This is a genomic window from Pedobacter ginsengisoli (assembly GCF_030244015.1).
Lineage (GTDB): Bacteria > Bacteroidota > Bacteroidia > Sphingobacteriales > Sphingobacteriaceae > Pedobacter > Pedobacter ginsengisoli.
This window is the reverse complement of record NZ_JASSYX010000001.1, coordinates 1,190,709-1,214,977: the sequence shown is the minus strand read 5'-3', so window position 1 is coordinate 1,214,977 and position 24,269 is coordinate 1,190,709. Positions and strand designations below refer to the sequence as shown.

The following is a 24,269-nucleotide window of genomic DNA, read 5'->3' as shown; positions in this document are numbered from 1 at the left end:
TAACAACCAATGTTACAAAAAAACCATTACTTTTTATCTGTAGCTATGTTATATTTAGGGTCTTCAAGGATATTAACTACGATCACATCCTCTGCATTTTTCAGCAGCTGACGACAGTCAGGGCTCAAGTGTTTCAGCAGCAAATGCTTACCAGCACCGCGGTAGCGCTCCGTCAATTTATTGAGCGCCTCAATGCCAGACATGTCCGTCACCCGGCTATCCTTAAAATCTATTATGACATTCAGCGGATCCGCGGCAACATCAAACTTTTCATTAAACGCAGTGACAGAACCAAAAAACAAAGGCCCGTAAATTTCGTAATGCTTCACTCCCTCAGCATCCGTATACTTCCTCGCCCTGATCCTTTTGGCGCTCTCCCAGGCAAAAACGAGCGCAGAAAGGACCACACCGATCAATACAGCCAAGGCCAGGTTATGCAGCCAAACCGTGATCACAGCTACCAGAATCCCGACAAAAACATCCTGTTTCGGCATTTTATTGATGATCCTGAAACTCATCCACTCAAAAGTCCCGATCGCGGCCATGATCATCACACCGGTCAAGGCCGCCATAGGCACCTTTTCTATCAAGGGCGCACCAAAAAGCACAATACCCAATATGATCAGCGAAGCCACAATGCCCGACAACCGTGACCTTGCTCCTGCAGACAGATTCACCTGTGTCTGCGCAATCATCGGGCAGCCACCCATTCCCGTAAAAAAACCATTCAATATATTGGCAGTACCCTGCGCTATGCACTCTCTGTTGCTGTTTCCCTTGGTTGCTGTGATCTCATCCACAATGTTCAGTGTCAGCAGGCCTTCGGTCAGTCCCACACAAGCCATGATCAGCCCATAAGGCAATATTACTTTCAGCATCTCCAGGTCAAAAGGCACCTTTGGAATGTGAAAAGGCGGAAAGCCACCGCCCACCGCAGCAATATCCCGCACCGTCTTCGTATCAATACCAAGACCCAAAGCCAGTAAAAACACAATCGCAATAGCAGCCAGCGAAGCAGGCACAGCCTTGGTCAGCCTGGGCAGCAATACTACAATAGCAATGGTCAATGAAACCAGACCCAGCATGATCCAAAATGCAGAACCACTCAGCCATACCGGCTGCCCGTTGACTATAGTTTTAAACTGTTCGAGCTGTGCCATGAAAATAATCACAGCCAGGCCGTTTACAAAGCCAAACATAACCGGTTGCGGCACCAGCCGCACAAACTTGCCGAGCTTAAACAAACCAACAGCAATCTGGATCAATCCCGCCAAAGCCACAGCAGCAAACACATACTCCAGGCCATGAGATTTCATCAGCGCAATCAAGACAATCACCGTAGCACCCGCTCCACCCGATATCAAACCCGGTCTGCCACCAAGCACTGAAGTCACCAAACCCATGATGAACGCCGCGTACAAACCCGTTAATGGCGGAAATCCAGCCAAAATCGCAAAAGACAGCGATTCAGGCATCATGGTCATGGCCACGGTTAACCCGGCCAGCACTTCAGTCTTATAGTCTACTTTCTTAGAAAAGTCAAAAAGTTGAGGAAAAGTCATCATAAAAGCCACAAAGAAAATTATTGATAACTATAAGCAAACTGGTCATCAGTACCCGCAGCCACAAATTCCCCATCCTGAAAATTCGTCTGCACCTCCATTTGCAGGTACTTCAAATTCCCAAAGATACTGGCCAGCGCCGCATCAGCAGCATCCATTGCCGTTGCAATTTTTACCAGTCCGTTTACCGGAACAAGCTTCGTAGCATCCACAATGACCCACATACCGCCCAGGTACACCTCAAAACAAGCATGAAAATCCTGTGGTTTCAGCTGATATGCATATGCGGTGAAATACCTCGCCGGAATGGTCAGCGCCCTGCAAAGGGCAATACCCAAATGCGCAAAATCCCGGCATACCCCAACATGTTCCGTAAGCGTATCATGTGCTGAAGTGTTCGAGTTGGTATATCCCTTTTTATACTCTACATTATTATAAACCCAGTCCCTGATGGCAATCACCTGCCGGTACGGATTGTTTATCTTTCCAAAATTAGTTGACGCAAACTTATACAGCTTGTCCGACTGGCAATACCTGCTCGGATTCAGATAAGGCAGTACATTAGCAGGCATCACGCTAACCGGCACCTCATCCAGCTCCTTAGCAGTGACACGCTTACAGCCGTTCTCCACCATTGCCTTATATTCAAGCGTGACCATGCCCTTATCAGGAATATCCAATACCTTAAACACCTTTTCACCCCTGTCTGCGACCCACTCCAATGTTTTCAGCTCAGGATCAGAAGAAAAAGATTCTTCTGTAACCACCTGCCCCCCATATTTATAGGCCTGTACACTTAAAATAATTGTTGAAGGCGCCAGTACCTCATATTTTAGCTTTGCGGATACCTCAAACCTCATATAGAATTCTCCTTTGGTAATGGCATCTTATCAAACACCAGGTTCATCCATTGCTCAGGAATATTATCCAGGGCCTTTTTCAGCTCATCTGCCCACTGATCAGAAATACTTTCCAGGTCCTTTTTGGTATACCTGTACTCTACCATTTCATGGCTGTTGTTTTGATAAAGCACCACATCGATCGGAAAATCAACATCATTGGCACTCACCCTGGTAGAATCAAAAGACAGAAAACCCGTCTTCAGCGCCAGCTGCATACTCGATTCACTGGTCAGCGTCCGGTTCAGGATCGCCTTTCCGTGATTCGAATTACCGATTGCCACATACGGCGCACCCTCGCCCAATTCCACCCAGTTTCCTTCCGGGTACAGCAAAAACAGTTTATGCTCCTCATCATCCTTCAGCTGGCCGCCGATAATGGTATGCAGGTTAAACTTCAGTCCACCTGCTTCGAGATCCAGTTTATCCTCCCTTCCCACACGCTTCACCTGCTCACCAAATGCATTCACCGCTTTGTAAAGTTTGTTGTGTACCTCTCCTTCGTCGATCAGTTCCTTAAAATACAAAACCGCCTTGTCCCTGACCGAGCGCAAGCCACTGGTCATGATGAACAGAGAATACTTGTCACGCTGCTCTATATAAACTTTCTTTTTTTGTGTGGTGTCCGATCCCGAAGTGATCCTTGTATCAGCTATTGCTACTAACCCCTCTTTAACCTTGATTGCTAAACAATATGTCATTTGCGAATTTAATCATTTATTCCCTATCTTTCATTTTCTAACCATTTATATGATCTACAATAAAACCGGGCAAACATATGATGCAACAAGAAAGGCGGACCCTTTTATTGTCGATAGGATTTTTCAATTACTGGCTCCCAAACCCGATCAGTTCTATCTCGATATCGGTTGCGGCACCGGCAACTATACCATAGCCCTGGCAGACAAAGGACTTAAATTTTATGGAGTAGAGCCTTCAGAGCAGATGCTCAAACAGGCCAAAGCCAAAAATCCGCAGATCAAATGGCAAACAGGCACAGCAGAAAAAATACCCTGCGAGCACTCCCTATTTGACGGGGCAATTGCCACTTTGACCTTGCACCACTGGACCGACCTGGAGCAATCTTTCAAAGAAATCAGCAGGGTATTGAAAAACAAAGGCAGGCTTGTCATTTTCACCTCTACGCAGGAGCAAATGAAAGGCTACTGGCTCAACAAATATTTCCCGGGGATACTACGCGCCTCCATACAGCAAATGCCATCCTACCAGGATCTCGAAGAGGCTATCAAAGCATCCGGTATGGTCATTACCGCCAAAGAGAAATATAACATTCATAAAGACCTGCAGGATTCCTTTCTGTATATCGGCAAGAACAACCCCTATCTGTACTTCGACGAGCAGATCAGGAACGGGATCTCCTCATTCGCTTTATCTGCTGATGATAAGGAGATACAGGAAGGGCTATCCAGTTTATCGCATGACCTTGAATATGATCAGTTCATCGACGTCAAAAAACAGTATGCCAATAATCTGGGAGATTATGTATTTATTACAGTAGAGAAGAAATAAGCGCAGAGAAGAAGTAAACTAAGCGCCGCGCACTATCTTCTCCATCTTCCTGCCTTTCGCCAACTCATCCACCAGCTTATCCAGGTAGCGGGCCCGCTTGGTCAAGGGATTCTCGATTTCCTCTATACGATATCCACAGATCACTCCGGTGATGAGCTCTGCATTAGGATTCAGCGAAGCCATTTTAAAAAACTCTTCAAAAGTCACTTTTTTTTCAATCAGGTCCTGCAGTTTCTTTTCATCGAAGCCAGTCAACCATTCTATAACCTGGTGCAGCTCTTCTTTTGTTCTCCCTTTCTTCTCCACTTTCTCTACATACATAGGATAGACCGAGCCAAAAATCATTTTTGAAATACGCTGATTGTGTGTGTCCGTGGTATTCATATATACATGATTGTGTTATTGTAATATAAAATTCTAAATCCATTTCCCAACAAACTTTGAGAAAGCATCCCTGTACTGGTCGCCGACAGTGATCAGTGTCTTGCCGATATGGACCGAGCTTTTGGTCATCGATGTGATCTTGTCCAGCGAGACAATAAACGAGCGGTGTACGCGCATGAAACGTTTTGGGGGTAATTTTTCTTCCAGTGCCTTGAGGCTGTTCAGGGACAAGATGGTTTTCTCCGTATTCTTCAACTGGAGTTTTACATAGTCCTTCAGTCCTTCAATATACAGGATGTCATCCAGGGCTATGCGTACAAGCTGATATTCCACTTTCAGAAAAAGGTAATTGTCGTCTGCATGTTCGATTTCATTTACAACAAGGCTTTGTGTGACAGGTTTGCGTAATAATTCAGTGTAGTGCAAGGCCTTTTGGGCTGCACGCAGGAACTCTTCATAATTAAAAGGCTTTAACAGATAATCCAAAGCATCAACCTTATAACCTTCAAGGGCAAACTGATTGTAAGCAGTTGTAAAGACAATGCGGGGCTTATCAATCCCCTTTTCCAGCACCCGCGCCAGCTGGATGCCGTTCAGATCGGGCATTTGTATGTCCAGAAATATCAGGTCAATCTTCTGCGTGTGAATGGCTTTCAGCGCCTGCACAGCGTCTGAGTATTTTCCGGCCAGGTTCAAAAAGGGTGTCTGTTCAATAAATTTGCTCACCTGATCCAATGCCAGGGGTTCATCATCAACGGCGATGCAATTCAATGTCATGACAGATCAAGAATTAAATGAACAGTATATTCGTTATCGGCATTGAGCTCGCAGGTTTCCAGTTTATATTTATCCGGATAAAGCAGGTCAAGCCGGCGGCGGGTATTGACCAGACCTATACCCCCGGTTGTATCTAAGCTAACATTATTATCCTTCATAACCGAATTTCTCACCGTAATGTCAAGCTCGCTGCTGTGTTGCCGGATCAGGATATCGATGTGGCTTTGCTGCGTTGTACTCAGACCGTGTTTAAAAGCATTTTCCAGAAAAGGCAATAGCAGCATGGGCGCAATAGGCATATCCAGTAAGTGGTCTGGAGTTTCGAGATTGACCTTCACTGCATCTGTTAGCCGCAATTGCATCAGGTTGATATAATCTTTCACAAAGGCAATTTCCTGGCTGAGCATGGCATGCCCCTGATGTGTTTCATAAAGCAGATACCGCATCATCCTTGAAAGCTGGTGAATGGCCTGACCCGCCAGATCCGCGTCAACCTGGGTAAGTACATAAATGTTATTCATTGTATTGAAAAAGAAGTGCGGGTTGATCTGAGCTTTAAGCAATGAAAGTTCTGAAGTGACCTTGTCTTTTTCCAGTTCCTCGCGTTTTTGCTTGTCTTTCTGCCATTTCCGGACTGCTGCGAGACTAGTGCTGATCCCCAGCACAAGTACAGACATGACCAAGGTAAATATCTGCAGTATATTTTCTCCGCGATGCGCCAATATCTGCTTCATCACGCGTTTGAGGAAAGTCTCGTCAAAAAAACGGTGCAGATTAAATAAATGATCACTCCAGCCGTCCAAAACTACAATTGCTAGGACGACGCCAATGATTATTGCAATGTAGTAACCCAAACGATTCTTTAATAAAAACCCAGGCACCAAAACAAAAGCATTCACGTAAAACGCAATCACAAGCAAACCAAACGTGACCACCTGTCTTATCCAAAATAAGTAATGAATATCAATCCCTGAAAAGATTGGCAGGTAAAAAAATATCCCAATTCCAAACACGCTCCACACCAGGACATGAACCAATATGGTAATCAGTTTGCTTTTCGACAGAGTTGGCATCATTTCTTAATTAACGCTGCAATATCACTTATTACGTGATTACCTGCAAATTCAACCGATGGCGGAACCTATTTCGCCGACGAACAGGCAGTAGTAATCTTTATCGGCTAAAACACCCTCCCTATCTATGATCATCCGCTTATCGTCTATTTCATTTTATAGCGGCAAAATTTAGGATTGCTTTGTGTCAATTATTTAAAAGTATGAGACTTAAACATTTGCTTTCAGTTGCTGCGTTGATTTTAAACACGTCGGTTTATGCGCAAACCGGGCGCCAGGTAAGTGGTGTGGTAAAGGACTCCACAGGTGCAGCGCTGCCAATGGCAACAGTCAGGTTGTTCGCCGGTAAAGACAGCTCAACTGTTGTTGCCAGTGCCGAAGGCAGATTCAGCTTCTCTTCAGTAACGGTTAATCAGTTTAGCCTGCTGGTTTCTTCTTTAGGATACCAGGCGGTAAAACGGCGATATACCCTTAATCCTGGCAATGCTGCTGCTGAATTAGACCCGATCATCTTAAAAAGCGACACCATTTCGCTGAAGGGCATTACGGTCACAAGTGCTGCCGTCAAAATAAAGGAGGATACGATTGAATATAATGCAGCAGCATACAAAGTGCGTCAGGGTGCCGTAATAGAAGATGCGCTTAAAAAAATGCCTGGCCTGGAAGTGAGCAGAGACGGCAGCATCTCAGCGCAGGGTAAACCGGTCAGCAAGGTACAGCTCAATGGCAAGGATTATATGGCTGGAGATGTTAAAGGCCTCACCCGAAACCTGCCTGCAGACCTGGTGCAGAATGTGCAGGTCATAGACGATCACGGCGATCAGGCGAAACTTACAGGCGTCAAAACCGGTGAGTCGCAGAAAGTACTGAACATCAACATCAGAAAAGATAAAAATTACGGGCATTTTGCTCAAGGGTCACTGGGCGGAGGCCAGGATGCAATTCCCGGGGCAACTGGACAAAAGAACGCCGGACGCTACGCAGCATCAGCCAATTTATTCAATTTTCGCGGCAAGCGCCAAGTCACCCTATCAGGCGACCTGAACAATACCAACACCAGCCTGTTCGACTTTAACGGGGGAAGAAGGGGGCCCGACTTATTTGGTGACAAGCAAAATGGCATCACCACCGCACGCGCCCTGGGTCTTAATTATCGTGACGACTGGAGTAAAAAGCTGACTGCTTATGGAAGCTATAGTATTGCTGACAACTCGGCCTATACGAATTCGACAATGATCCGGGACAACTTGTCGGGCCAGCTGCCCTCGACACAGCACAGTACAAGTGCCAGGAATGACCGCAATCTTAACCATCGGTTTAATTTCAATATAGAATACAAGCCGGACACGCTGAACTATTTTAAACTCATCCCGACGTTTTCCTACGGCGGTGTCCGCAGTAACGAAGCATTTGCCGGCAAACTGCAAGCCGGGAATTCTGCCCGTACAGTGATTTCCGACTATACCGGCAACCTGTATGCAAAATCTTCTGCTCCCAACGTTGGCCTCAATGTGTTGTACAATCACCGGTTCCACAAGCGTGGCCGCAATTTTAGTGTACAGCTGACAGGTGGTACAGCAACAGATGATCAGTATGAGAACCCGGTTTACAATTACCTGGCGGGCCGGGCGGGTGCGCCTGTAAACCAGCTGATCAACTCATACAGCCGCACAGACAGTGCTGGCGCTTCTCTTTCTTATCTGGAACCGCTGGGTAAAAAATCATACCTCGAATTCAATTACAATTACCACAACTCACGCACAACTGCTGAAAGGCTGACCGATACCATCACAGGTGCTGGTGAAGTTAACCGCGATCCGGATTTGAGCAACGACTATAAATTCAGTTTCGTAACTAACCGTTTTGGAGCAAACTACCGGGTGGCAGAAAAGAAATATAACTTTACATTGGGTTTGGCTGCACAACCAACATTGCTGAAAGGTTCATCGTCGGCAAATACACCAATCCGCCACACGACATTCAATCTTTCACCGGTACTCCGTTACGTATATAATTTCAATGATCTGCAGGCACTGGCCTTTAACTTCCAGGGTGCTAGCAGTCCTCCGGCCTACCACCAATTTCAGCCTGTAGTTGACTTTTCCAATGCCAGCTACCCGGTGCAAGGCAATACTAACCTCTTGCCCGAATTCAGCAACACCTTCCAGATCAGGTACAACAAATTTGGTGACGGAACAGGGAGAACCTTTTTCAGTACCTTAAGTTTCAGCCAGACCGATCACAAAATTGTAGCCAATACGGTAACCTATCCCGGCAACTACATCGCTGATCCAAAACTGGCTGGCGCAATATTGACAAATTATCAAAATGCATCAGGGTTTTATAATGCTTCGGCTTATTACGTGCTGGTCGGGGCCTGGGCCAAGCGTAAATACACCTGGTTCCTGAATGGAAGGATTTCCTATAACAACAACATCTCCTACCTGACTGATGTACTCGATTCGCTGGGCATGGACCAGATTATCCAGAAAAATACGGCAAAAAACCTTGTACTTACCCAGGGTGCGCGTTTCCGGGTGGATATTGCCGACCTGGTGGATGCAGAGGTCAATGCCAATTATCTGATCAGCCATTCCGGCAACTCTGTAACGCATGCCAATCTGAACAATAACTTTCAGACCATCACCCTGGGCACCAATGGCAAATTCTATTTTTTCAAACACTGGACACTGAGCTATACCTATAGCAAGGCGATCAACAAGGGTTATCTGGGTGCTACAAACCCAAATTTACTGGATACATACATTGAGCGTCGTTTTTTAAAAAACAATGCGGCTACCATTCGTTTTTCGGCGTATGACCTGTTCAATGAAAATACTGGTTTTACCTCAACCCAAAATGCATATGCCATTACACAAAGTAACATCAACCGTTTAGGACGTTATTACCTGTTGACCCTAAGCCTGAGGCTGCAAAAGTTTGCCGGCCGGCCTCCCAGGGGAGCGCCAGGCACTGAAAGTAACGGCGGGTAGTGATAAATTGAAATAGGATATATAAAATTAAAACCGACGTATAAATTAAAAAGAATAACTTAAATCTATGAAACAGCGAATCATATCAACATTTCTACTCATCACATATAGCGCAGTGCTGATCAAGGTAATGGTCTACAAGGACGTACCAATGATCAGGATAGGCTCACTGATGATTTATTTTGGAGGATCGCAAACTGGCCCGGCCAACTTAGTACCGTTCAAGACCATTCTAGTGTATCTGCTCGGCGAGAAAGGCCTGATGATCGGAGGCATTAATCTTGTCGGAAATATTGTTTTATTAATGCCGGTTGGATTTCTTCTTCCTTTGATTTTCCGGAACATAACCTGGAAAAAAACACTCGCTGTAGCAGTTGCCTTTGGTTTTGCGATCGAAGGATTGCAGGTGGTGTTGCGCGTAGGCATATTTGATATTGACGATGTGATCCTGAACGGACTCGGCGTAATGATTGGTTATTGGGCATTTATGATTCTGGCAAAGAAGCTGCATTCAATGAAGTCTGAAAATATAAGGATCGCAGCAGGTCTTTCTATTGTCCTTGTTGCGGCAGCTGTATTTTATGGCGCCGTTGTTTATCAGAAAGGCCAGCTGCCCTTAAGTTTCGAACAAGGCCCCAGGAGCAACCGGTCTGATCATGCAGATAAGGATAAAGGTGGAATTCCCGTGGCTGACGATCCCTGCGGTGGAACAGGCGGACTCGGGCAGATCGTTGGTACAGGAAGTCATGCCATCACCATTAAAGCGCGTGATGGCAGCGAACAGCTTATTAAGCTTACAGACGGGACAAAGATCAGAAATTCCGCAGGTGCCCTATTGGCGTCCAATTTGAAAATAGGCAACAGGGTAACGATAGTCACATTCGAATCAGATCAGGACGGTAACAAAATTGCAACGGTTGTTTTAGTATGCAACACACCAGGTCAGGAAAAACTAAGCGGACAGTAAAATGTTGAAGCAATAACCTTAAACAGTACTGAGCTCATCCGGAGCCGCATCCGTAATTATAGCGCTGGAAATTTCCGGGGACTTCAGTGCGGAAAACTCCAGTGTCATGAGCCAGTTGAAAGCAGCAGCCGGAATCAGGCCATCATCCTGGGCATGATCAACTGTAGAATAGATGGGATAATCTTCAATTGAAGGGAATTCGAGAAAGATGGACATCGCTATTTGATTAGATTTCACCTATACAACCCCTCACAACCTAAAAAGTTTGAGGCACCGGTAGTTTGTTTAGATAATTGAACTGAACAGGCGACTGTCCATCGTATTTATTCATTTTACATTTATATATAGAAATACTTCTATATATAAAAAGATATATTTACCTTTGATCGGTGCAGTCACCAATACCAATACCGGCCAAAGCAATGGACAATAAAAAAATAGAGCGGATATCCAAGGCACTGAGTGATGTCAGCCGGATCGCTATTTTACAGGAATTTAAAAAAAAGAAAGACTGTCTTTACTGTGCTGAAGTCAATGACCTGCTGGACCTCACCCAGCCTTCCGTTTCACATCATTTGAAATTATTAGTAGATGCGGAACTGCTTCTACCTGAAAAAGAAGGACGCAACTTAAAGTATGTGCTGAATCAGCAGGTACTGGATGAATACATCGCCAGTTTGAATGAGCTAAAAGATTAAGAAAACCTACTTTATAAATAAAGCAATAAACTGCTTTAATATATTGAAATATTTGAATATTTAAATGTTAAATCAATGAATAAATCTATCTATATCATGGCCCTTGGGGCCTTTGGAATCATCACTACAGAATTTGGCGTCATCGGCATATTGCCTGCCCTGGTCAAAGAATTTCATATATCAGTAGATACTGCTGGCTGGCTGCTCAGTGGCTTTGCCCTAACAGTGGCACTGGCCGGTCCCTTTACCAATATGCTTACCGCGAAAATGAACCGTAAAACCATCATGTGCCTGGTGCTCGCCATATTTGTCATTTCCAATTTGCTTTCCGCTATAGCGCCGAATTTTACTGTTCTGATGATCGCCCGGATCATACCGGCATTTTTGCATCCCGTGTTCTGGGCGGTAGCGATGACAGCTGCTTCAAAACAGGCCGGGCCGAAGGATGCACCTAAAGCAATTGCCATAGTGATGGCCGGTTTGAGCATAGCAACTGTATTGGGTGTTCCATTGACCACTTATGTAGCTGATCTGTTCAGCTGGCGGGCATCATTTGTACTCTCTGCATTTATTAACCTGTTCGCTTTTGCTGCGCTGGCCATATTTGTTCCTTCTATGCCGGTTACCGAAAAACAAACAAACCCTAAAAGTCAGCTCCGGATCCTGAGCAGTGTGCAGTTGTGGGTACGACTTTTGACTTCGACCATGATACTGGCAGGCATGTTTGCCACTTATGGTTATCTGGCTGAATACCTGGACAAGGTTTCAAAAATGAATGGAGTACAAATAAGCATCATGCTGCTGATTTTTGGCGGAACCGGGATACTTGGAAACTGGCTAACCGGTATTGCATTAAGCAAAAACATACAGCTGACCAGCCGTGTGTTTTTAGTCGCATTAGCTGTAATGCATCTGCTGGCGTATAAATTAGGTGGATTCTTTATCCCTATGGTTATCCTCCTTTCTGTCTGGGGATTTATCCATACAGGAGGATTTTTGGTGGCTAACCTGCACGTTATAAATGGTGTGCGCGGTACCAAGCTGGATTTTGTCAATAGTTTACTTCCCTCATTCTTCAATGCCGGGATCACTTTGGGAACTTTACTCGGCGGTTTTGTGATCGCGCACTACGGTGTTCATCAAGTAGTCTGGATGACTGTTTCTCTCCTGCTGTTATCCTTTGGTCTCAGCTTTGTTAAAATCACAGAGCGCCGGAAAAAGCCAGCTAAATCTACTGAGCCTGTCGAACTGGAGTTTGGTCAGTAAGTGAATTCTTATTAGAAATCGCGTTAAATCGCATTGAAATCGCGCTCAAATCCCGGAGTTGGAAGACCCTTGTAATACTGTTGCGTCACAGCTGCGATACCCGTTGCTGTACCCCCGGGGTATGGAAACCCTGACGCAGGGGTATCGCAAGGGTATTCCAACTCGCCGATTACTCTGTGATTTCTCCGGGATTACCGGGGGATATTGAAATAAGCTGCTGAGTAAATCATTATTTTACTCCCTTACTGTACAGCGTAATTTAATACAACCCTGCTAATGAATCTTCTCCCTTAACCGCTAATACAAGGTTGTCAATCTTTTTATACCCTGCTGAATATAAAATTCCGGCCATACTGATCCTTTTCACTCCGCAATCTGCCAGCAGCTGAACGGATGATATTTGCGAAACGCCTACCACATTTACGGGCAATGAAACAGCTGACACAATTTCTCTGATCGTTCCGGTATCCTGCACACCCGTTACAAAAAGGCCATCAGCACCGGCATCTTTATATAGCCCAGCCCTGATGATGACTGTTTCCAATGGATCAGGCAATTTCTGAAGAAAGACATCTGTTCTGGCATTGATAAACAACTGCTGATTGGTTTGTTGCAGGAAGTTCCGGATGACATATAATTTTTTAAGATATATTTCCTCGCCCTGATTATCCTCGAGGTTAATGCCTGCTACGCCCATATCCAACATTTTCTGAATATTTTCAACAACAAGTTTCAGATCATCCGAATATCCCCGTTCCATATCCACTGAGACCGGAATGCTGCTTACCGACTTGATCCGCTCGACAATATAGCGCATTTCGGAAAATGGGATATTTTCTCCGTCTTTATAGCCCAGCGAATCAGCAATGGCCCCACTTGAAGTAGCAATTGCATCAAACCCGGCTTTCTCAATGATTTGGGCGCTTTTGGCATTCCAGGCATTACCGATCAGCAGGGGCTGCTCCCGGTGATGCAGGTCATAAAATGTTTGGTAATGGTTCATATTGATTTTTAAAATAGTTTTTCTTCTGGTGGTTTAACACCTGCCAGCCGAAGGTATACCGTTGTTTGTCCCCTGTGATGTGCCTGATGTTCAAGTACCTTTGCCAAAGCCGTTCCTTTAGACATATCGAACTTGTCAAACAATTTGATGGACTCATTGAGTTGCGCTTCTGACATCTTTTTAATGCTGGCGATCACAAAATCGTAACTGGCCAGAACCAGTTTGCTCACATTAGATTTGGACTTATCACTGCTTTTTTCCAGCTCAGCCCTCGCGAACGGGCTTTTCGAGCCTAAAGCAGCCGAAGTGAGGCCATAATTGGCGTCTGCCAGATGCAATACCTGCTCTGCAAAAGACCGCATTTCAGGAGTAGGTTTTAAAGCATACCCACTTTCCGGCATTGCATCCAGATATTCCATGGTATAAGCCTTCGATCTTTCCCATTCTTTTACCACATCAGCTACTTTTACTTGTGCCTTTGCCAATTGACTGCCTATGAGTAAACACAGTGAGATTGCTAAAACTTTTGTTTTCATATTCTTTAGATTTTTTAGGTGAATTGTTCGATTCTACTTTCGCTTCTGATAAATTTACTACTTCCCCGATGATAAAGTAAATTAAGATGATTAAGTTAAATTAAGCTGCTCCACTTTTCCCGTCGTGATCAGGCTGAACAGGCTTTGCTGAATGATTTGGCTCCATGCACCTGAGCAGGCATCAAAACACTCAATTTCCGGAGATAATCCCTGATGGGTAAAATTTAACCTGGTTTTACTGCCTTCTTTTGAGATTTCAAAAATGATTTTTGTTCCGGTCCATTCGCTGGCGTCCGCAGTAAAATTAAGCTGGCTTTCGGTAACCAGCCATACTACTTTCTGATCAGGCACCATTTCTACTAGCTTTTGCTTTGAATAATGAATGTCTTTATATCGGTAGGTAAATTCATCGTTAATTTTCTCTGGGCTGCCGGCAATGTCTCCAGGCCACCAAATCTGAGGGTTGCTGACTGCATCAAAAACTTCTCTCTGTGTTTGGTCTGCCAATATGGAGGTAGTGAAATCAGATGTTTTCATAATTGGATTTGTAGTTTAAGTTATGGACAAATTTACTGGCAAACCAGCCACCTTTGCATAGGGCAAAATAGACATTATGATGGGTTGATTTGGACATACAGATTTTTTATCTTTGTAAGAAAAAACAATAAAGCACATTACTATAATCAAAAAATAATGAAGCACATTACTATCATCGCCCCTGATGGCCAGACAAACCTCGGTACTGTAGCTTGTATAGCAGGTGCCTATGAAATATTTACCAGAGCCAATGAATACCATAAAGAAAACGGCGGCAAAGAGCTGTTTAAGATTGAAATAGCAGGTATAACACAAAGTACAAATTTAGCAAGCGGTCTTTTTTCGGTGAAGACCCACGCTCACATTTCTGAAATCGGGAAAACAAACCTGATCATTATCCCATCTTTGGGCAGCAGCTATGAAAAAGCACAGAAGGGGAACGTTGGTATTGTCGACTGGATTACAAAACAATATAAAAACGGCGCAGAAATAGCCACGATGTGCAGCGGCACTTTCATGCTCGCCTCTGCAGGCCTACTTGACGGCAAAAACTGCTCTACCCATTGGAACTATGCCGATAAATTCAGGGCACTATTTCCAAATGTAAACCTCCAGACCAATGAACTGATCACCGATGAAAATGGCATCTATACCAATGGCGGGGCCTATTCTTTTTTAAACCTGACACTATATCTTGTCGAGAAGTACTATGACCGTCAGACGGCGATTTTTTGTTCCAAGGTTTTTCAGATTGAAATGGACAGGCAAAGCCAGTCGCCGTTTATTATATTTAAAGGACAGAAGCAGCATGGCGATGAGATGGTCCAGGAGGCCCAGGCCTATATTGAAAGCCAGTTAACGAAAAAAATCTCCATGGAGAGCTTATCGTCCAAATTTTCTATTGGCAGGAGAAATTTTGACAGGAGGTTTATAAAAGCAACCGGGAACACTCCTATAGAATATGTGCAGCGTGTCAAAGTTGAAGCTGCAAAAAAATCATTTGAAACTACCCGCAAAACAATTAATGAAGTGATGTATGAGGTGGGCTATTCAGACCTGAAAGCATTCCGTGAAATATTCCGGAGGTTTACAGGGGTTTCGCCGCTGGCATACCGGAATAAGTACAATAAGGAAGCCACCGTTTAAGGCGATAACCGTCCTTTTTCAGAACAATTTTAGCTGGACTCATTTTCATCTTCGAGCTCTTTTTTATAAGCAGCCAGGGCGGATTGCTCTTTTTCATCCAGGACGGGGAACTGTAAATCCAGCTTTTCGAAAGTGTCGGCCAGAATTTTGGCAACGACCAGTCTGGCATACCATTTTTTATCTGCCGGGACAATGTACCAGGGACACGTTTGAGTAGAGGTTGCTGAAATGGCTTCTTCATAAGCAGCTTGATACTGGCGCCATAACTTCCGCTCCTTTAAATCACCGCCCGCAAACTTCCAGTTCTTTTCCGGGTCGTTGATCCGGTCCAGGAAACGTTGCTTTTGTTCGGATTTGGAAACATGCAAAAAGATTTTGATCACCGTAGTTCCATTGGCCGACAAATGGGATTCAAAATTCCGGATGCTCTCATATCGGTTCTTCCAGAACCGCTGATCAATCTGATCAGGCGATACATAATCAGGCAGGTTCTCATTTAAAATGTACCCGGGGTGTACTTTACAAGCCAGGACATACTCGTAATGTGAACGGTTATGGATACCGATCTTCCCTTTCGCCGGCAGCGCGGCATAATGTCTCCAAAGGAAGTCATGGCCGTATTCTGCCGAAGTTGGCGTCTTAAAACTATGCACCTGGCAGCCCTGGGGATTGATCCCCGAAAAAACATGTTCAATCGCGCTGTCTTTACCTGCGGCGTCCATTGCCTGGATGACAACAAGCACCGCATGCGTACCGGAAGCATATAATTTTTCCTGACTGGTATGGAGTGATTTCTTAATCTTTTCCAGTTCCAGCTGACCAGCTTGTTTGTCCATCGGCCCACCGTAAGTGGTTGAATAATCGTTTAAGCGAATCTTTTTTTTAGAGGGGGCCGCGTATAGCGCGATTTCTTTTTTCATACAATACGGATTAAGCAAGATCAGGGCCAGAAAATTGTTTTTTCTGTACAAAGCAAACATTCCGGCTGCTAAATTGTATTCATTAACAATTTAAAAAATAGCTCCATGGATTTTACCGTCGGAACAGCAGATTTAGTGAGTATGCTCATGGCATTGCTATGCGGCGGAATAATTGGCTTTGAAAGGGAATATAGAAACAAGTCTGCGGGCTTTCGCACGATCATACTGATTACCCTGGGTTCAACTATTTTCACCATCGTTTCCCGGCATGGTGCCGGAACAGACGACAGGATCTCGGCAAATATCATTACCGGCATCGGCTTTATCGGCGCCGGCGTAATCTTTAAAGATCAGTTTTCAGTGCGTGGGCTGACTACTGCGGCAGTCATCTGGACTTCAGCAGCCATCGGCATGACCACAGGAATAGGTTATCATGCTCTGGCATTTTTGTTTACCCTCATTACCCTGGGCACCCTGTTAATGATGAGTCGTGTAGAACGCTTTATTGGAAAGTTGCAGCGCCAAAAAATGCTGAGCGTCACCTTCCGCAATGCCGATTTCAGCCAGATCCAGGCGCTGGAAGACCGGTTGAATTCTGACGACCTGGTCATTGAAAGGCTTCGGGTCAGTAAGGACCGCGATACACTAACGGTGGTCTGGCAGGTGTCAGGAAAGAAACAGTTTTTATTAAAACTCAACGAGACGCTTGCGGCGATCCCTGACATCATTAGTTTTAGCTAGTCTTTTGGTCATTAATGAATCTGTATTTATAACGGTACATTTTTGGATAAGTTCTTCAAATTTTCTGTAAATTCAGACAACCAATTCAGTGTATATATGACAAGCCTGAACCAATTGATGCTCGATGCCGCTGTAAAAGGAGACCTTAAAACCGTAGAACAACTAGTTTCTCAGGGCGCTGATATCAATTTTACAGACCCATGGGGAAACTGTGCCGTGTTTACGGCGGCATGGGAATGCAATATCGAATTACTCAACCTCTGCCATCGCATGGGGGCAGAACTGGAGCTGGAGGACAACAACCCATTATGTAATGCGGCTTATAACGGGCAGTACGAATCGGTGAAATGGCTGGTCGAACATGGTGCAAATACCGCCTTCAGCTTCCGGAAAACCGGCGAAAACGCCCTGCATTACACAATCAGCAAGACCAGTGAAATCAGTCAGCGGACCGGGATCGTCAGGCTTCTCATCAAATCAGGCACCGACGTGAACAAAAAGACCATCAAAGGAGAATCTACACTTTGCTTTATGCGGGATGCATTTCTGAAGGGCGAAACACCACTCCACCGGGCAGCTGCATATGGGAATGAGGATATCATCACCTTACTGCTGGAAGCTGGGGCCAATCCTGCGGAAAAAGATGCCAATGGCGACACACCCATCTCCTGGGGCAGCTGGCACTTGAGGAATTCAGCAGTCCTCAGATTACTCCTCTATGGGGATGTGCCCCGTATAGGTTAAAAACAATCCCTGCGTTGATGATTGAGATTTCCGCCCCCCGGAAACGCGTCACGAACAATATGCAGTATACAAAACACGCTATTGCTGTTACATAAGCTTAATCGATCCTTAATAAAACCCGGGTTTTCTTAATCTAAAGGTAACCCTATGCCTATGCCCCGTTAATCTGGGTTGAATAACATTGCCCTCAATTAATTCACAACAAATAATAGGTTAGGGACAACACATGAAGTATTTTTACAATTCATTCAAACTCTTATTCTCTGCCATCCTGTTTAGCTTTCTTTTACCGCTACAGGCCAATGCGCAGAGCAAAATCTCGGGAACAGTTACAGACGATGCCAGACTTCCCATACCGGGAGCCAGCGTGTTTATCAAAGGAAGCAAAACAGGGACCACCACCGACAGTGACGGCGGTTTCAGTCTCCTGGCCAAAAACGGGGATATTCTGGTCTTTACTTTTATTGGCTCATTACGGCAGGAAATCACAGTCAACGGGCAAACCACGATCAACGTACAGCTCAAAACCGACTCCAAATCACTGGATGATGTAGTCGTTGTAGGTTACGGCACACAAAAGAAGGCAAACCTGACCGGTGCAGTCGACCAGGTCGGCAGCGAGTATTTTGAAGACCGGCCTCTTCCAAGTGCCACAAGAGGTCTGCAGGGTGTCATCCCCAATTTAAATATCAAAATGACAGACGGTAAACCAACACGCGGGGCCACTTACAACATCAGGGGAACGACTTCTATCGGTGCCGGCGGTAGTGCGCTGGTTCTGATAGATGGTGTGCCCGGTGATCCTGAAACGCTAAACCCGAATGACATTGAAAGTGTTTCGGTTCTGAAAGACGCATCGTCAGCTGCGATATATGGATCAAGGGGTGCTTTTGGGGTTATTTTAATTACAACCAAATCACCTAAAGCAAACCAGATTAAGGTTAGTTACAACACCAATTATTCCATCAACCAGCGGACTACAACTCCCGATCTGATATCGGATGGCTATATCTGGGCAAAGAACTTTGATGAGTCTTTCAATGCCTGGAACGATTATCTGTCGCATCCGCAGAGCATCAACTCGCAGCTGCCATTTTCTCTGGCCGATCTGGATTCACTGAAAGCAAGACATGACAATCCTGCTCTGCCTAAAGTTTCCATCGACCCGACAAACGGAAACTATAAATATTATGGAAGCACCGATTGGATAAAGGAATTGTATAAAGACAATAATGCTACGATGGAGCATGCATTGAGCATCGGCGGTGGATCGGATAAAGTGAGTTTTCAGATGTCGGGACGTTTCTACACCCAGGAAGGTATTTTCAGGTACAGTTCTGACGATTTCAATAAGTACAACATCCGTTTCAAGGGAAACATCAAGGTAAATGACTGGTTTAGCATTGCCACTAACTCAGATTTTTCCAGCAATACCTATACTTATCCGCTTACCGCTGTAGGCGGGTTGAATGCAATCTGGCGGATGATGGCTGTAACTGCATTTCCGGTATCACCAATGCTAAATCCTGATGGATCAATGACTATCGTCGGAGCTTACTCTATAGGTGATTTTTATACCGGTAAAAGTACTTCAAAGGCAAAAGAAACTTTCAACAGGAACACCATCAGTTTTACGGCTACGCCAATCAAGGATAAATTTGTCATCAAAGGTGATTTTTCATACCTCAATACCCGTGAGGGTGATGACCGTAAGTTCTTCCCTGTGCCTTACAGCATTAAACCTGGTGAAACCATTACTTCGGGACTGAATTATATCGGGGAAAACCTAAAGCAGGAAAACTACTATGGTTCCAACCTTTTTGGTGAGTTTACCCAGCAGCTGGGCGATCATGAGGTCAAGCTGATCATCGGAGGTAACCTGGAGTATGATTCGAAAAAATACCGCTACAGTCAGCGGGATGGCGCCATCGTTGATAACCTGCCTGACTTTAACCTGGCGACCGGGCTGAACTACCGTTTAACTGGCGGCGGTGAGGAATGGGCTACTGCCGGTATATTCTATCGTGCTAATTATTCATACAAAAATAAGTATTTGCTGGAGCTGAATGGCCGGTATGACGGTTCATCCAAATTTCCGCAAACACAGGCTTTCGGGTTTTTTCCGTCAGCTTCAGCTGGCTGGGTGATCAGTGAAGAGAAATTCGCCGAGTCCTGGAAACCAGTCCTGAATGTATTAAAACTGAGGGGTTCTTATGGTTCACTGGGCAACGGCAACATCCCTCCTTATACTTTCCTGCAAACGATAGCGCCTGGTACTTCAGGAACGATCATGAATGGTAATTTTGCCAATTTCATCAGTTTGCCAAGGGTTGTGCCTGATGGCCTGACCTGGGAAAAATCTACTACTCTTGATCTTGGTGCTGACGTGGAATTGCTGAAAGGCCGTTTAACTGCAAATTTTGACTGGTACAACAGAAAAACGACCAACATGATTACTGTCGGGCAGCCATTGCCAGCGGTATTTGGAGCCGCCGTGCCTAAGGGCAACTATGCAGATCTGAGTACTAAGGGCTGGGAACTTTCTCTTGGCTGGAGAGACAGGATCGGGAACACCAATCCTTTTACCTACAGCATGCGTGTGACGATTGCTGATAACATTTCGACCATTACCAAATATTACAATCCTAACATGCTCCTTTCTACCTATTATAGTGGTCAGCGCCTTGGAGCGATATGGGGCTTTGAAACTGAAGGGTTCTTTAGCTCAGTGGAAGATATTAAGCAACATGCTGACCAGAAGTATTTCGTGGTGTCTAATACGAATAAACTGTTGCCTGGTGATATCAAGTTCAGGGACCTGAATGGTGATGGCGTGGTTAATAACGGAAGCAATACATTGGACAAACCGGGTGACCAGCGCATCATAGGCAACTCTGAGATCAGGCTGCCGTATGGCATTACCGGTGATATGGGTTACAAGAATTTCTCACTTTCCTTCTTCTTTCAGGGTGTGGGAAAAAGGGACTGGTATCCTTCTACTGAAGCGGCATTCTTCTGGGGGCAGAACAACAGGCCGTACAGCTTCCTGCCTGCTTTCAACCTGGACAGATGGTCTGAGGAAAATCCCGACCAGAATGCTTATTTCCCAAGATACAGGGGATATACTGCACTGTCGGGCACCAGGGAGCTGGCAGTACGCCAGACACGTTACCTGCAGGATGCAAGCTATATCAGGCTGAAAAACCTGACAATCGGCTATACACTTCCTGCATCGGTACTGAGCAGGTGGAAGATCAGTAGTCTGAGGGTATTTCTAACGGGCCAAAATCTCTGGACTTATTCTCCGATGTACAAGATTACCAAAAACTTTGACCCTGAGGTAATCGAAGGTTCAGATCCTGAGATCAACGCGGGTGGCGGTGATGGTTTCTCTTATCCGATGCAAAAGACGTACACACTGGGTGTCAATGTCGGGTTTTAATTAATGAACGAGATGTATTTCAATTTAAAATATAACGTGATGAACTTGAAAAATATAATACTGCTGCTGGTGCTGGTCATCGCATTCAGCTCCTGCAAAAAATTCCTGGATATTGATCCGCTGGACAAACTGACACCTGAGCAGGCATTTTCTACAGAAAATAACCTCCAGCTGTATGTCAATTCTTTTTACGGAAGCCTTCCGGATGGCCCTGGCATTTACCAGGCGGATGTCATGACGGACATTACGGTGCCTAATGCTGTCCCTAATTATATCAGTGGCAAATTGAGTGTTCAGGATGCGGCTGTATGGAGCTTTAGTGCGCTGAGGAATATCAATTACTTCCTGGAAAATTACAACAACAACCCCAGTATTCCTGCCAAGGCCAGAAACCACTTTGCGGGGATTGCACGGTTCTTCCGCGCCTACTTTTATTTCCAGCAGGTAAAGCAGTATGGGGACATGCCTTGGTACAGCAAGACACTGGGTATCAATGACCCTGGTTTGTATAAAGCCCAGGATCCGAGGGCTCTGGTTATGGACTCAGTGCTGGCTGATATTGATTTTGCTATCAATAATGTATATGCAACCAAGGACAACTCGGCAACACAGGTGACCAAATGGGTTGCGCTTGCTTTGAAATCGAGAATCTGCCTGTTTGAAGGTACATTCAGAAAATACCATAAGATAGCTAACGGCAACCCTGAGAAATGGCTGACGGAGAGTGCTTCAGCAGCAGAATTGCTCATCAGCAGCGGGCAGTATAAACTTCAGGCGAGTACAGATGCTACAAGGGATTATCGTTCTTTATTTACTAGTGAAAACCCGGTATCTTCAGAGGTTCTTCTTGCGGCAGTGTATAACAATTCTTTGAAAAAGTGGCACAATGCGGCCTGGTGGTTTAACAGTGCAACACTTGGCGCGCGCCTTGGACTAGACAAGAAGTTCATTAATACTTATCTCAAAGCTGATGGCTCCCGCTTTACTGATGAAGCTTCTTATGCGACTATGGAATTTCAGAACGAAGTGAAAAACCGGGACAGGCGATTGCAGCAGACCATCAGGATGGGCGATTATAAGCGTACGGACGGAACTCCTGCTCCTCCGGATTTTACGGTTACCTATTCAGGGTATCAAATCCAGAAATATTCCCTTGATGACAAGTATTTTGATACCCGGACAGAAAGCTTTAACTCTATTCCTATTATGCGCTATGCTGAAGTCCTTTTAAATTATGCGGAAGCAAAGGCAGAACTGGGTATGATCAACCAGGCAGACTGGTCTCTGACCATCGGGGCATTGAGAAAACGTGCAGGAATTGCGAATTTTGATGCGATGCCTGCAAGTGCCGATACTTATCTGCAGAACACCTTTTATCCTGATGTCACTAATGCCTTAATTCTGGAGGTGAGAAGAGAGCGCGGGATTGAGCTGGCTGTAGAAGGTTTCCGTTATGATGACCTGAAGCGCTGGAAAGCGGCTAAAAACCTTGAAAAACCTTATACAGGCATCTATATTCCCGGCAAAGACCAATTACTGGACCTCAATGAGGACGGCAAGCCGGATGTCAGCTTTGTAGATAAAGTACCTGCAGTGAAAGTCGCTGGAGTAACTTATTTCGTGATAGACAACAATACATCTAAACTGTCTGAAGGCACTAAGGGCAATTTACTGTGGCTTAGCACGACGGTAAAGAAATATGAAGACAAGCAATACCTGTATCCGATAAATGCCAATGAGCGCTTGCTGAACCCGAACCTTAACCAAAATCCAGGATGGGAACCATGATGTTAAAAAAAATATTCTTCACCCTGATCCCCTGCATGGCTTTGAGCCTGCAGGGATCAGCTCAGATCCAGGAAAAAAATGATGTTCAAAGGAAGGTTTCCCTTCCTGACATCCCGGGCTTTCAAACATTAAAGGGCGATTTCCATATGCATACCGTATTTTCAGACGGGCATGTCTGGCCTTCATTCCGGGTCAATGAGGCTCTGCGCGATGGTCTTGATGTCATTTCTTTGACGGAACACATTGACTATGAAGGTTTCCCTGATGAAATCAAACGTGATTACAACAAATCGTATCAAATAGCTGTTGAGGCTGCTAAAAACAAAGGGCTCCTGGTGATCAGAGGTGTGGAAATATCGCCAAGGGTACCGCCCTATCATAACAATGCATTGTTTGTAAAAGACGCCAACATCCTGCCTATCGAGTACATGAAAAGCGGCAAAAAGAAGTTTGTCATGAAGGACAGTATGACACACGAACAGCTGATCGCCCCTTTTCTGGAAGTTAAAAAACAGGATGCTTTTGTGTTCTATAACCATCCGGGTTATTCCTGGTGGGACAAAAAAGACACAGCGATCTTTACATCCTTCCATAAAGAGCTTTTGGAAAAGAAAATTCTGGCGGGCGTAGAGGTAGCAAACTCGGGGGTGTACAACATTATTGCCCACAGGCTGGCAATGAAATATAACCTAACCATGTTTTGTAATACGGATGAACATTATGACATGTATCCGAGATATGCAAAGACCCACCGGCCAATGACACTTGTTTTTGCAAAAGACAAGACGGAAGAAAGTATAAAAGAGGCAATGACAGCCAGAAGGACTGCGGTTTATTTTGATGATTTTCTCATCGCCAGGCAGACTGAAGCCGAAGCTTTTTTTAAGGCTGCCCTGAAAGTGAGTACTGAGAAAAAGGTGAGGAACGGCGAGCCGATATTTGAGATCAGCCTGTTCAACGACAGCGATATTCCTTTTAAGATACAGGCCTCTGCGGATTACAATATTGAAAAATTCCCGATGGGACAGACAACGCTAGTACCGCATGATACGACTAAGATAATCCTGAAAGCGATATGGGAATATCCTAAACAACTGGTATTAAATGTAAAAGTCCAAAATATATTGGTAACTCCGGATGAAGTGTTGAAATCCCGTTTTATATTTATTACAGAGGAACAAAAGAAAAAATAATGGTTAAGAATTTTATTTGCGACTGATCATCTTCCGTTAATGGCTGGGATTGTGTTAAAAAAATAGGCAG

The 24,269-nt window shown here is 44.9% G+C and carries 22 protein-coding genes; 11 read left to right on the top strand and 11 right to left on the bottom strand.

Going from position 1 to position 24,269, the window contains the following annotated elements:
- Positions 1-26: 26 nt before the first annotated feature.
- The 3 genes from QEP08_RS05205 to QEP08_RS05195 are packed head-to-tail and all read right to left on the bottom strand — an operon-like array spanning position 27 to position 3,162.
- Positions 27-1,565, bottom strand: a complete 1,539-nt coding sequence (locus QEP08_RS05205; protein ID WP_285056420.1) for a SulP family inorganic anion transporter — start codon at positions 1,563-1,565, stop codon at positions 27-29.
- Between the two features lie 17 nt (positions 1,566-1,582).
- Positions 1,583-2,422 carry a transglutaminase-like domain-containing protein gene (locus QEP08_RS05200; RefSeq protein WP_285056419.1) on the bottom strand — a complete coding sequence of 280 codons (840 nt, stop codon included), beginning with the start codon at positions 2,420-2,422 and terminating at the stop codon, positions 1,583-1,585.
- Complete coding sequence (locus QEP08_RS05195; protein WP_285056418.1) at positions 2,419-3,162, bottom strand: proteasome-type protease; 744 nt, start codon at positions 3,160-3,162, stop codon at positions 2,419-2,421. The genes QEP08_RS05200 and QEP08_RS05195 overlap by 4 nt, the downstream gene beginning before the upstream one ends.
- 49 nt (positions 3,163-3,211) lie before the next feature.
- On the opposite strand from QEP08_RS05195, the gene QEP08_RS05190 reads away from it, so the two are divergent.
- A complete protein-coding gene (locus QEP08_RS05190) occupies positions 3,212-3,991 on the top strand; it encodes a class I SAM-dependent methyltransferase (RefSeq protein WP_285056417.1) in 780 nt (259 codons plus the stop codon).
- Between the two features lie 18 nt (positions 3,992-4,009).
- Here QEP08_RS05190 and QEP08_RS05185 read toward each other — a convergent pair whose 3' ends face one another.
- From QEP08_RS05185 to QEP08_RS05175, 3 genes are read right to left on the bottom strand one after another with little or no spacing between them, the layout of a single operon-like run.
- Positions 4,010-4,375 carry a DUF2200 domain-containing protein gene (locus QEP08_RS05185; RefSeq protein WP_285056416.1) on the bottom strand — a complete coding sequence of 122 codons (366 nt, stop codon included), beginning with the start codon at positions 4,373-4,375 and terminating at the stop codon, positions 4,010-4,012.
- A gap of 33 nt (positions 4,376-4,408) precedes the next feature.
- Positions 4,409-5,152 (bottom strand): LytR/AlgR family response regulator transcription factor, encoded by a 744-nt coding sequence (locus QEP08_RS05180; protein ID WP_285056415.1) that lies wholly within the window; start codon positions 5,150-5,152, stop codon positions 4,409-4,411.
- Positions 5,149-6,228: a sensor histidine kinase gene (locus QEP08_RS05175; protein ID WP_285056414.1), complete on the bottom strand. Its 1,080-nt coding sequence runs from the start codon at positions 6,226-6,228 to the stop codon at positions 5,149-5,151. Before QEP08_RS05175 ends, QEP08_RS05180 begins: the two co-directional genes overlap by 4 nt.
- Positions 6,229-6,428: 200 nt before the next feature.
- On the opposite strand from QEP08_RS05175, the gene QEP08_RS05170 reads away from it, so the two are divergent.
- Entirely contained in the window at positions 6,429-9,218 is a 2,790-nt protein-coding gene (locus tag QEP08_RS05170; protein WP_285056413.1) for a TonB-dependent receptor, read from the top strand.
- A gap of 67 nt (positions 9,219-9,285) precedes the next feature.
- Positions 9,286-10,185, top strand: a complete 900-nt coding sequence (locus QEP08_RS05165; RefSeq protein ID WP_285056412.1) for a VanZ family protein — start codon at positions 9,286-9,288, stop codon at positions 10,183-10,185.
- An 18-nt stretch (positions 10,186-10,203) separates the two neighbouring features.
- On the opposite strand, the gene QEP08_RS05160 is transcribed toward QEP08_RS05165, so the two are convergent.
- Positions 10,204-10,401: a hypothetical protein gene (locus QEP08_RS05160; protein ID WP_285056411.1), complete on the bottom strand. Its 198-nt coding sequence runs from the start codon at positions 10,399-10,401 to the stop codon at positions 10,204-10,206.
- Between the two features lie 206 nt (positions 10,402-10,607).
- On the opposite strand from QEP08_RS05160, the gene QEP08_RS05155 reads away from it, so the two are divergent.
- Positions 10,608-10,883 carry an ArsR/SmtB family transcription factor gene (locus tag QEP08_RS05155; RefSeq protein ID WP_285056410.1) on the top strand — a complete coding sequence of 92 codons (276 nt, stop codon included), beginning with the start codon at positions 10,608-10,610 and terminating at the stop codon, positions 10,881-10,883.
- Positions 10,884-10,958: 75 nt separating this feature from the next.
- The gene (locus tag QEP08_RS05150; RefSeq protein WP_285056409.1) at positions 10,959-12,149 is read left to right on the top strand and encodes an MFS transporter; all 1,191 of its coding nucleotides are present in this window, start codon (positions 10,959-10,961) and stop codon (positions 12,147-12,149) included.
- A 259-nt stretch (positions 12,150-12,408) separates the two neighbouring features.
- Here QEP08_RS05150 and QEP08_RS05145 read toward each other — a convergent pair whose 3' ends face one another.
- From QEP08_RS05145 to QEP08_RS05135, 3 genes are all read right to left on the bottom strand, one after another.
- Positions 12,409-13,152 carry an isocitrate lyase/PEP mutase family protein gene (locus tag QEP08_RS05145; protein ID WP_285056408.1) on the bottom strand — a complete coding sequence of 248 codons (744 nt, stop codon included), beginning with the start codon at positions 13,150-13,152 and terminating at the stop codon, positions 12,409-12,411.
- A gap of 8 nt (positions 13,153-13,160) precedes the next feature.
- Positions 13,161-13,688 (bottom strand): DinB family protein, encoded by a 528-nt coding sequence (locus QEP08_RS05140; protein WP_285056407.1) that lies wholly within the window; start codon positions 13,686-13,688, stop codon positions 13,161-13,163.
- Positions 13,689-13,778: 90 nt separating this feature from the next.
- Positions 13,779-14,225, bottom strand: a complete 447-nt coding sequence (locus QEP08_RS05135) for an SRPBCC family protein (RefSeq protein ID WP_285056406.1) — start codon at positions 14,223-14,225, stop codon at positions 13,779-13,781.
- A 156-nt stretch (positions 14,226-14,381) separates the two neighbouring features.
- Here QEP08_RS05135 and QEP08_RS05130 point away from each other — a divergent pair, with 156 nt between their 5' ends.
- Complete coding sequence (locus QEP08_RS05130; protein ID WP_285056405.1) at positions 14,382-15,371, top strand: GlxA family transcriptional regulator; 990 nt, start codon at positions 14,382-14,384, stop codon at positions 15,369-15,371.
- A gap of 29 nt (positions 15,372-15,400) precedes the next feature.
- Here the strand turns inward: QEP08_RS05130 and QEP08_RS05125 are convergent, their stop codons facing one another.
- Positions 15,401-16,291: a PPK2 family polyphosphate kinase gene (locus QEP08_RS05125; protein ID WP_285056403.1), complete on the bottom strand. Its 891-nt coding sequence runs from the start codon at positions 16,289-16,291 to the stop codon at positions 15,401-15,403.
- Between the two features lie 105 nt (positions 16,292-16,396).
- Here QEP08_RS05125 and QEP08_RS05120 point away from each other — a divergent pair, with 105 nt between their 5' ends.
- From QEP08_RS05120 to QEP08_RS05100, 5 genes are all read left to right on the top strand, one after another.
- The gene (locus QEP08_RS05120) at positions 16,397-17,032 is read left to right on the top strand and encodes an MgtC/SapB family protein (RefSeq protein WP_285056401.1); all 636 of its coding nucleotides are present in this window, start codon (positions 16,397-16,399) and stop codon (positions 17,030-17,032) included.
- 96 nt (positions 17,033-17,128) lie between these two features.
- On the top strand, positions 17,129-17,776 hold the full coding sequence (locus tag QEP08_RS05115; RefSeq protein ID WP_285056399.1) for an ankyrin repeat domain-containing protein: 648 nt from the start codon (positions 17,129-17,131) through the stop codon (positions 17,774-17,776).
- Positions 17,777-18,002: 226 nt separating this feature from the next.
- Positions 18,003-21,218 (top strand): SusC/RagA family TonB-linked outer membrane protein, encoded by a 3,216-nt coding sequence (locus tag QEP08_RS05110; protein ID WP_285056398.1) that lies wholly within the window; start codon positions 18,003-18,005, stop codon positions 21,216-21,218.
- Positions 21,219-21,257: 39 nt separating this feature from the next.
- A complete protein-coding gene (locus tag QEP08_RS05105) occupies positions 21,258-23,006 on the top strand; it encodes a RagB/SusD family nutrient uptake outer membrane protein (protein WP_285056396.1) in 1,749 nt (582 codons plus the stop codon).
- Complete coding sequence (locus QEP08_RS05100; RefSeq protein ID WP_285056394.1) at positions 23,003-24,199, top strand: Sb-PDE family phosphodiesterase; 1,197 nt, start codon at positions 23,003-23,005, stop codon at positions 24,197-24,199. Before QEP08_RS05105 ends, QEP08_RS05100 begins: the two co-directional genes overlap by 4 nt.
- Positions 24,200-24,269 lie beyond the last annotated feature (70 nt).

What these genes read in the sequence shown, in the direction of transcription:
- QEP08_RS05205 (WP_285056420.1), bottom strand. Translation starts at nt 1,565, where the DNA reads ATGATGACTTTTCCTCAACTTTTTGACTTTTCTAAGAAAGTAGACTAT.
- QEP08_RS05200 (WP_285056419.1), bottom strand. Translation starts at nt 2,422, where the DNA reads ATGAGGTTTGAGGTATCCGCAAAGCTAAAATATGAGGTACTGGCGCCT.
- QEP08_RS05195 (WP_285056418.1), bottom strand. Translation starts at nt 3,162, where the DNA reads ATGACATATTGTTTAGCAATCAAGGTTAAAGAGGGGTTAGTAGCAATA.
- QEP08_RS05190 (WP_285056417.1), top strand. Translation starts at nt 3,212, where the DNA reads ATGATCTACAATAAAACCGGGCAAACATATGATGCAACAAGAAAGGCG.
- QEP08_RS05185 (WP_285056416.1), bottom strand. Translation starts at nt 4,375, where the DNA reads ATGAATACCACGGACACACACAATCAGCGTATTTCAAAAATGATTTTT.
- QEP08_RS05180 (WP_285056415.1), bottom strand. Translation starts at nt 5,152, where the DNA reads ATGACATTGAATTGCATCGCCGTTGATGATGAACCCCTGGCATTGGAT.
- QEP08_RS05175 (WP_285056414.1), bottom strand. Translation starts at nt 6,228, where the DNA reads ATGATGCCAACTCTGTCGAAAAGCAAACTGATTACCATATTGGTTCAT.
- QEP08_RS05170 (WP_285056413.1), top strand. Translation starts at nt 6,429, where the DNA reads ATGAGACTTAAACATTTGCTTTCAGTTGCTGCGTTGATTTTAAACACG.
- QEP08_RS05165 (WP_285056412.1), top strand. Translation starts at nt 9,286, where the DNA reads ATGAAACAGCGAATCATATCAACATTTCTACTCATCACATATAGCGCA.
- QEP08_RS05160 (WP_285056411.1), bottom strand. Translation starts at nt 10,401, where the DNA reads ATGTCCATCTTTCTCGAATTCCCTTCAATTGAAGATTATCCCATCTAT.
- QEP08_RS05155 (WP_285056410.1), top strand. Translation starts at nt 10,608, where the DNA reads ATGGACAATAAAAAAATAGAGCGGATATCCAAGGCACTGAGTGATGTC.
- QEP08_RS05150 (WP_285056409.1), top strand. Translation starts at nt 10,959, where the DNA reads ATGAATAAATCTATCTATATCATGGCCCTTGGGGCCTTTGGAATCATC.
- QEP08_RS05145 (WP_285056408.1), bottom strand. Translation starts at nt 13,152, where the DNA reads ATGAACCATTACCAAACATTTTATGACCTGCATCACCGGGAGCAGCCC.
- QEP08_RS05140 (WP_285056407.1), bottom strand. Translation starts at nt 13,688, where the DNA reads ATGAAAACAAAAGTTTTAGCAATCTCACTGTGTTTACTCATAGGCAGT.
- QEP08_RS05135 (WP_285056406.1), bottom strand. Translation starts at nt 14,225, where the DNA reads ATGAAAACATCTGATTTCACTACCTCCATATTGGCAGACCAAACACAG.
- QEP08_RS05130 (WP_285056405.1), top strand. Translation starts at nt 14,382, where the DNA reads ATGAAGCACATTACTATCATCGCCCCTGATGGCCAGACAAACCTCGGT.
- QEP08_RS05125 (WP_285056403.1), bottom strand. Translation starts at nt 16,291, where the DNA reads ATGAAAAAAGAAATCGCGCTATACGCGGCCCCCTCTAAAAAAAAGATT.
- QEP08_RS05120 (WP_285056401.1), top strand. Translation starts at nt 16,397, where the DNA reads ATGGATTTTACCGTCGGAACAGCAGATTTAGTGAGTATGCTCATGGCA.
- QEP08_RS05115 (WP_285056399.1), top strand. Translation starts at nt 17,129, where the DNA reads ATGACAAGCCTGAACCAATTGATGCTCGATGCCGCTGTAAAAGGAGAC.
- QEP08_RS05110 (WP_285056398.1), top strand. Translation starts at nt 18,003, where the DNA reads ATGAAGTATTTTTACAATTCATTCAAACTCTTATTCTCTGCCATCCTG.
- QEP08_RS05105 (WP_285056396.1), top strand. Translation starts at nt 21,258, where the DNA reads ATGAACTTGAAAAATATAATACTGCTGCTGGTGCTGGTCATCGCATTC.
- QEP08_RS05100 (WP_285056394.1), top strand. Translation starts at nt 23,003, where the DNA reads ATGATGTTAAAAAAAATATTCTTCACCCTGATCCCCTGCATGGCTTTG.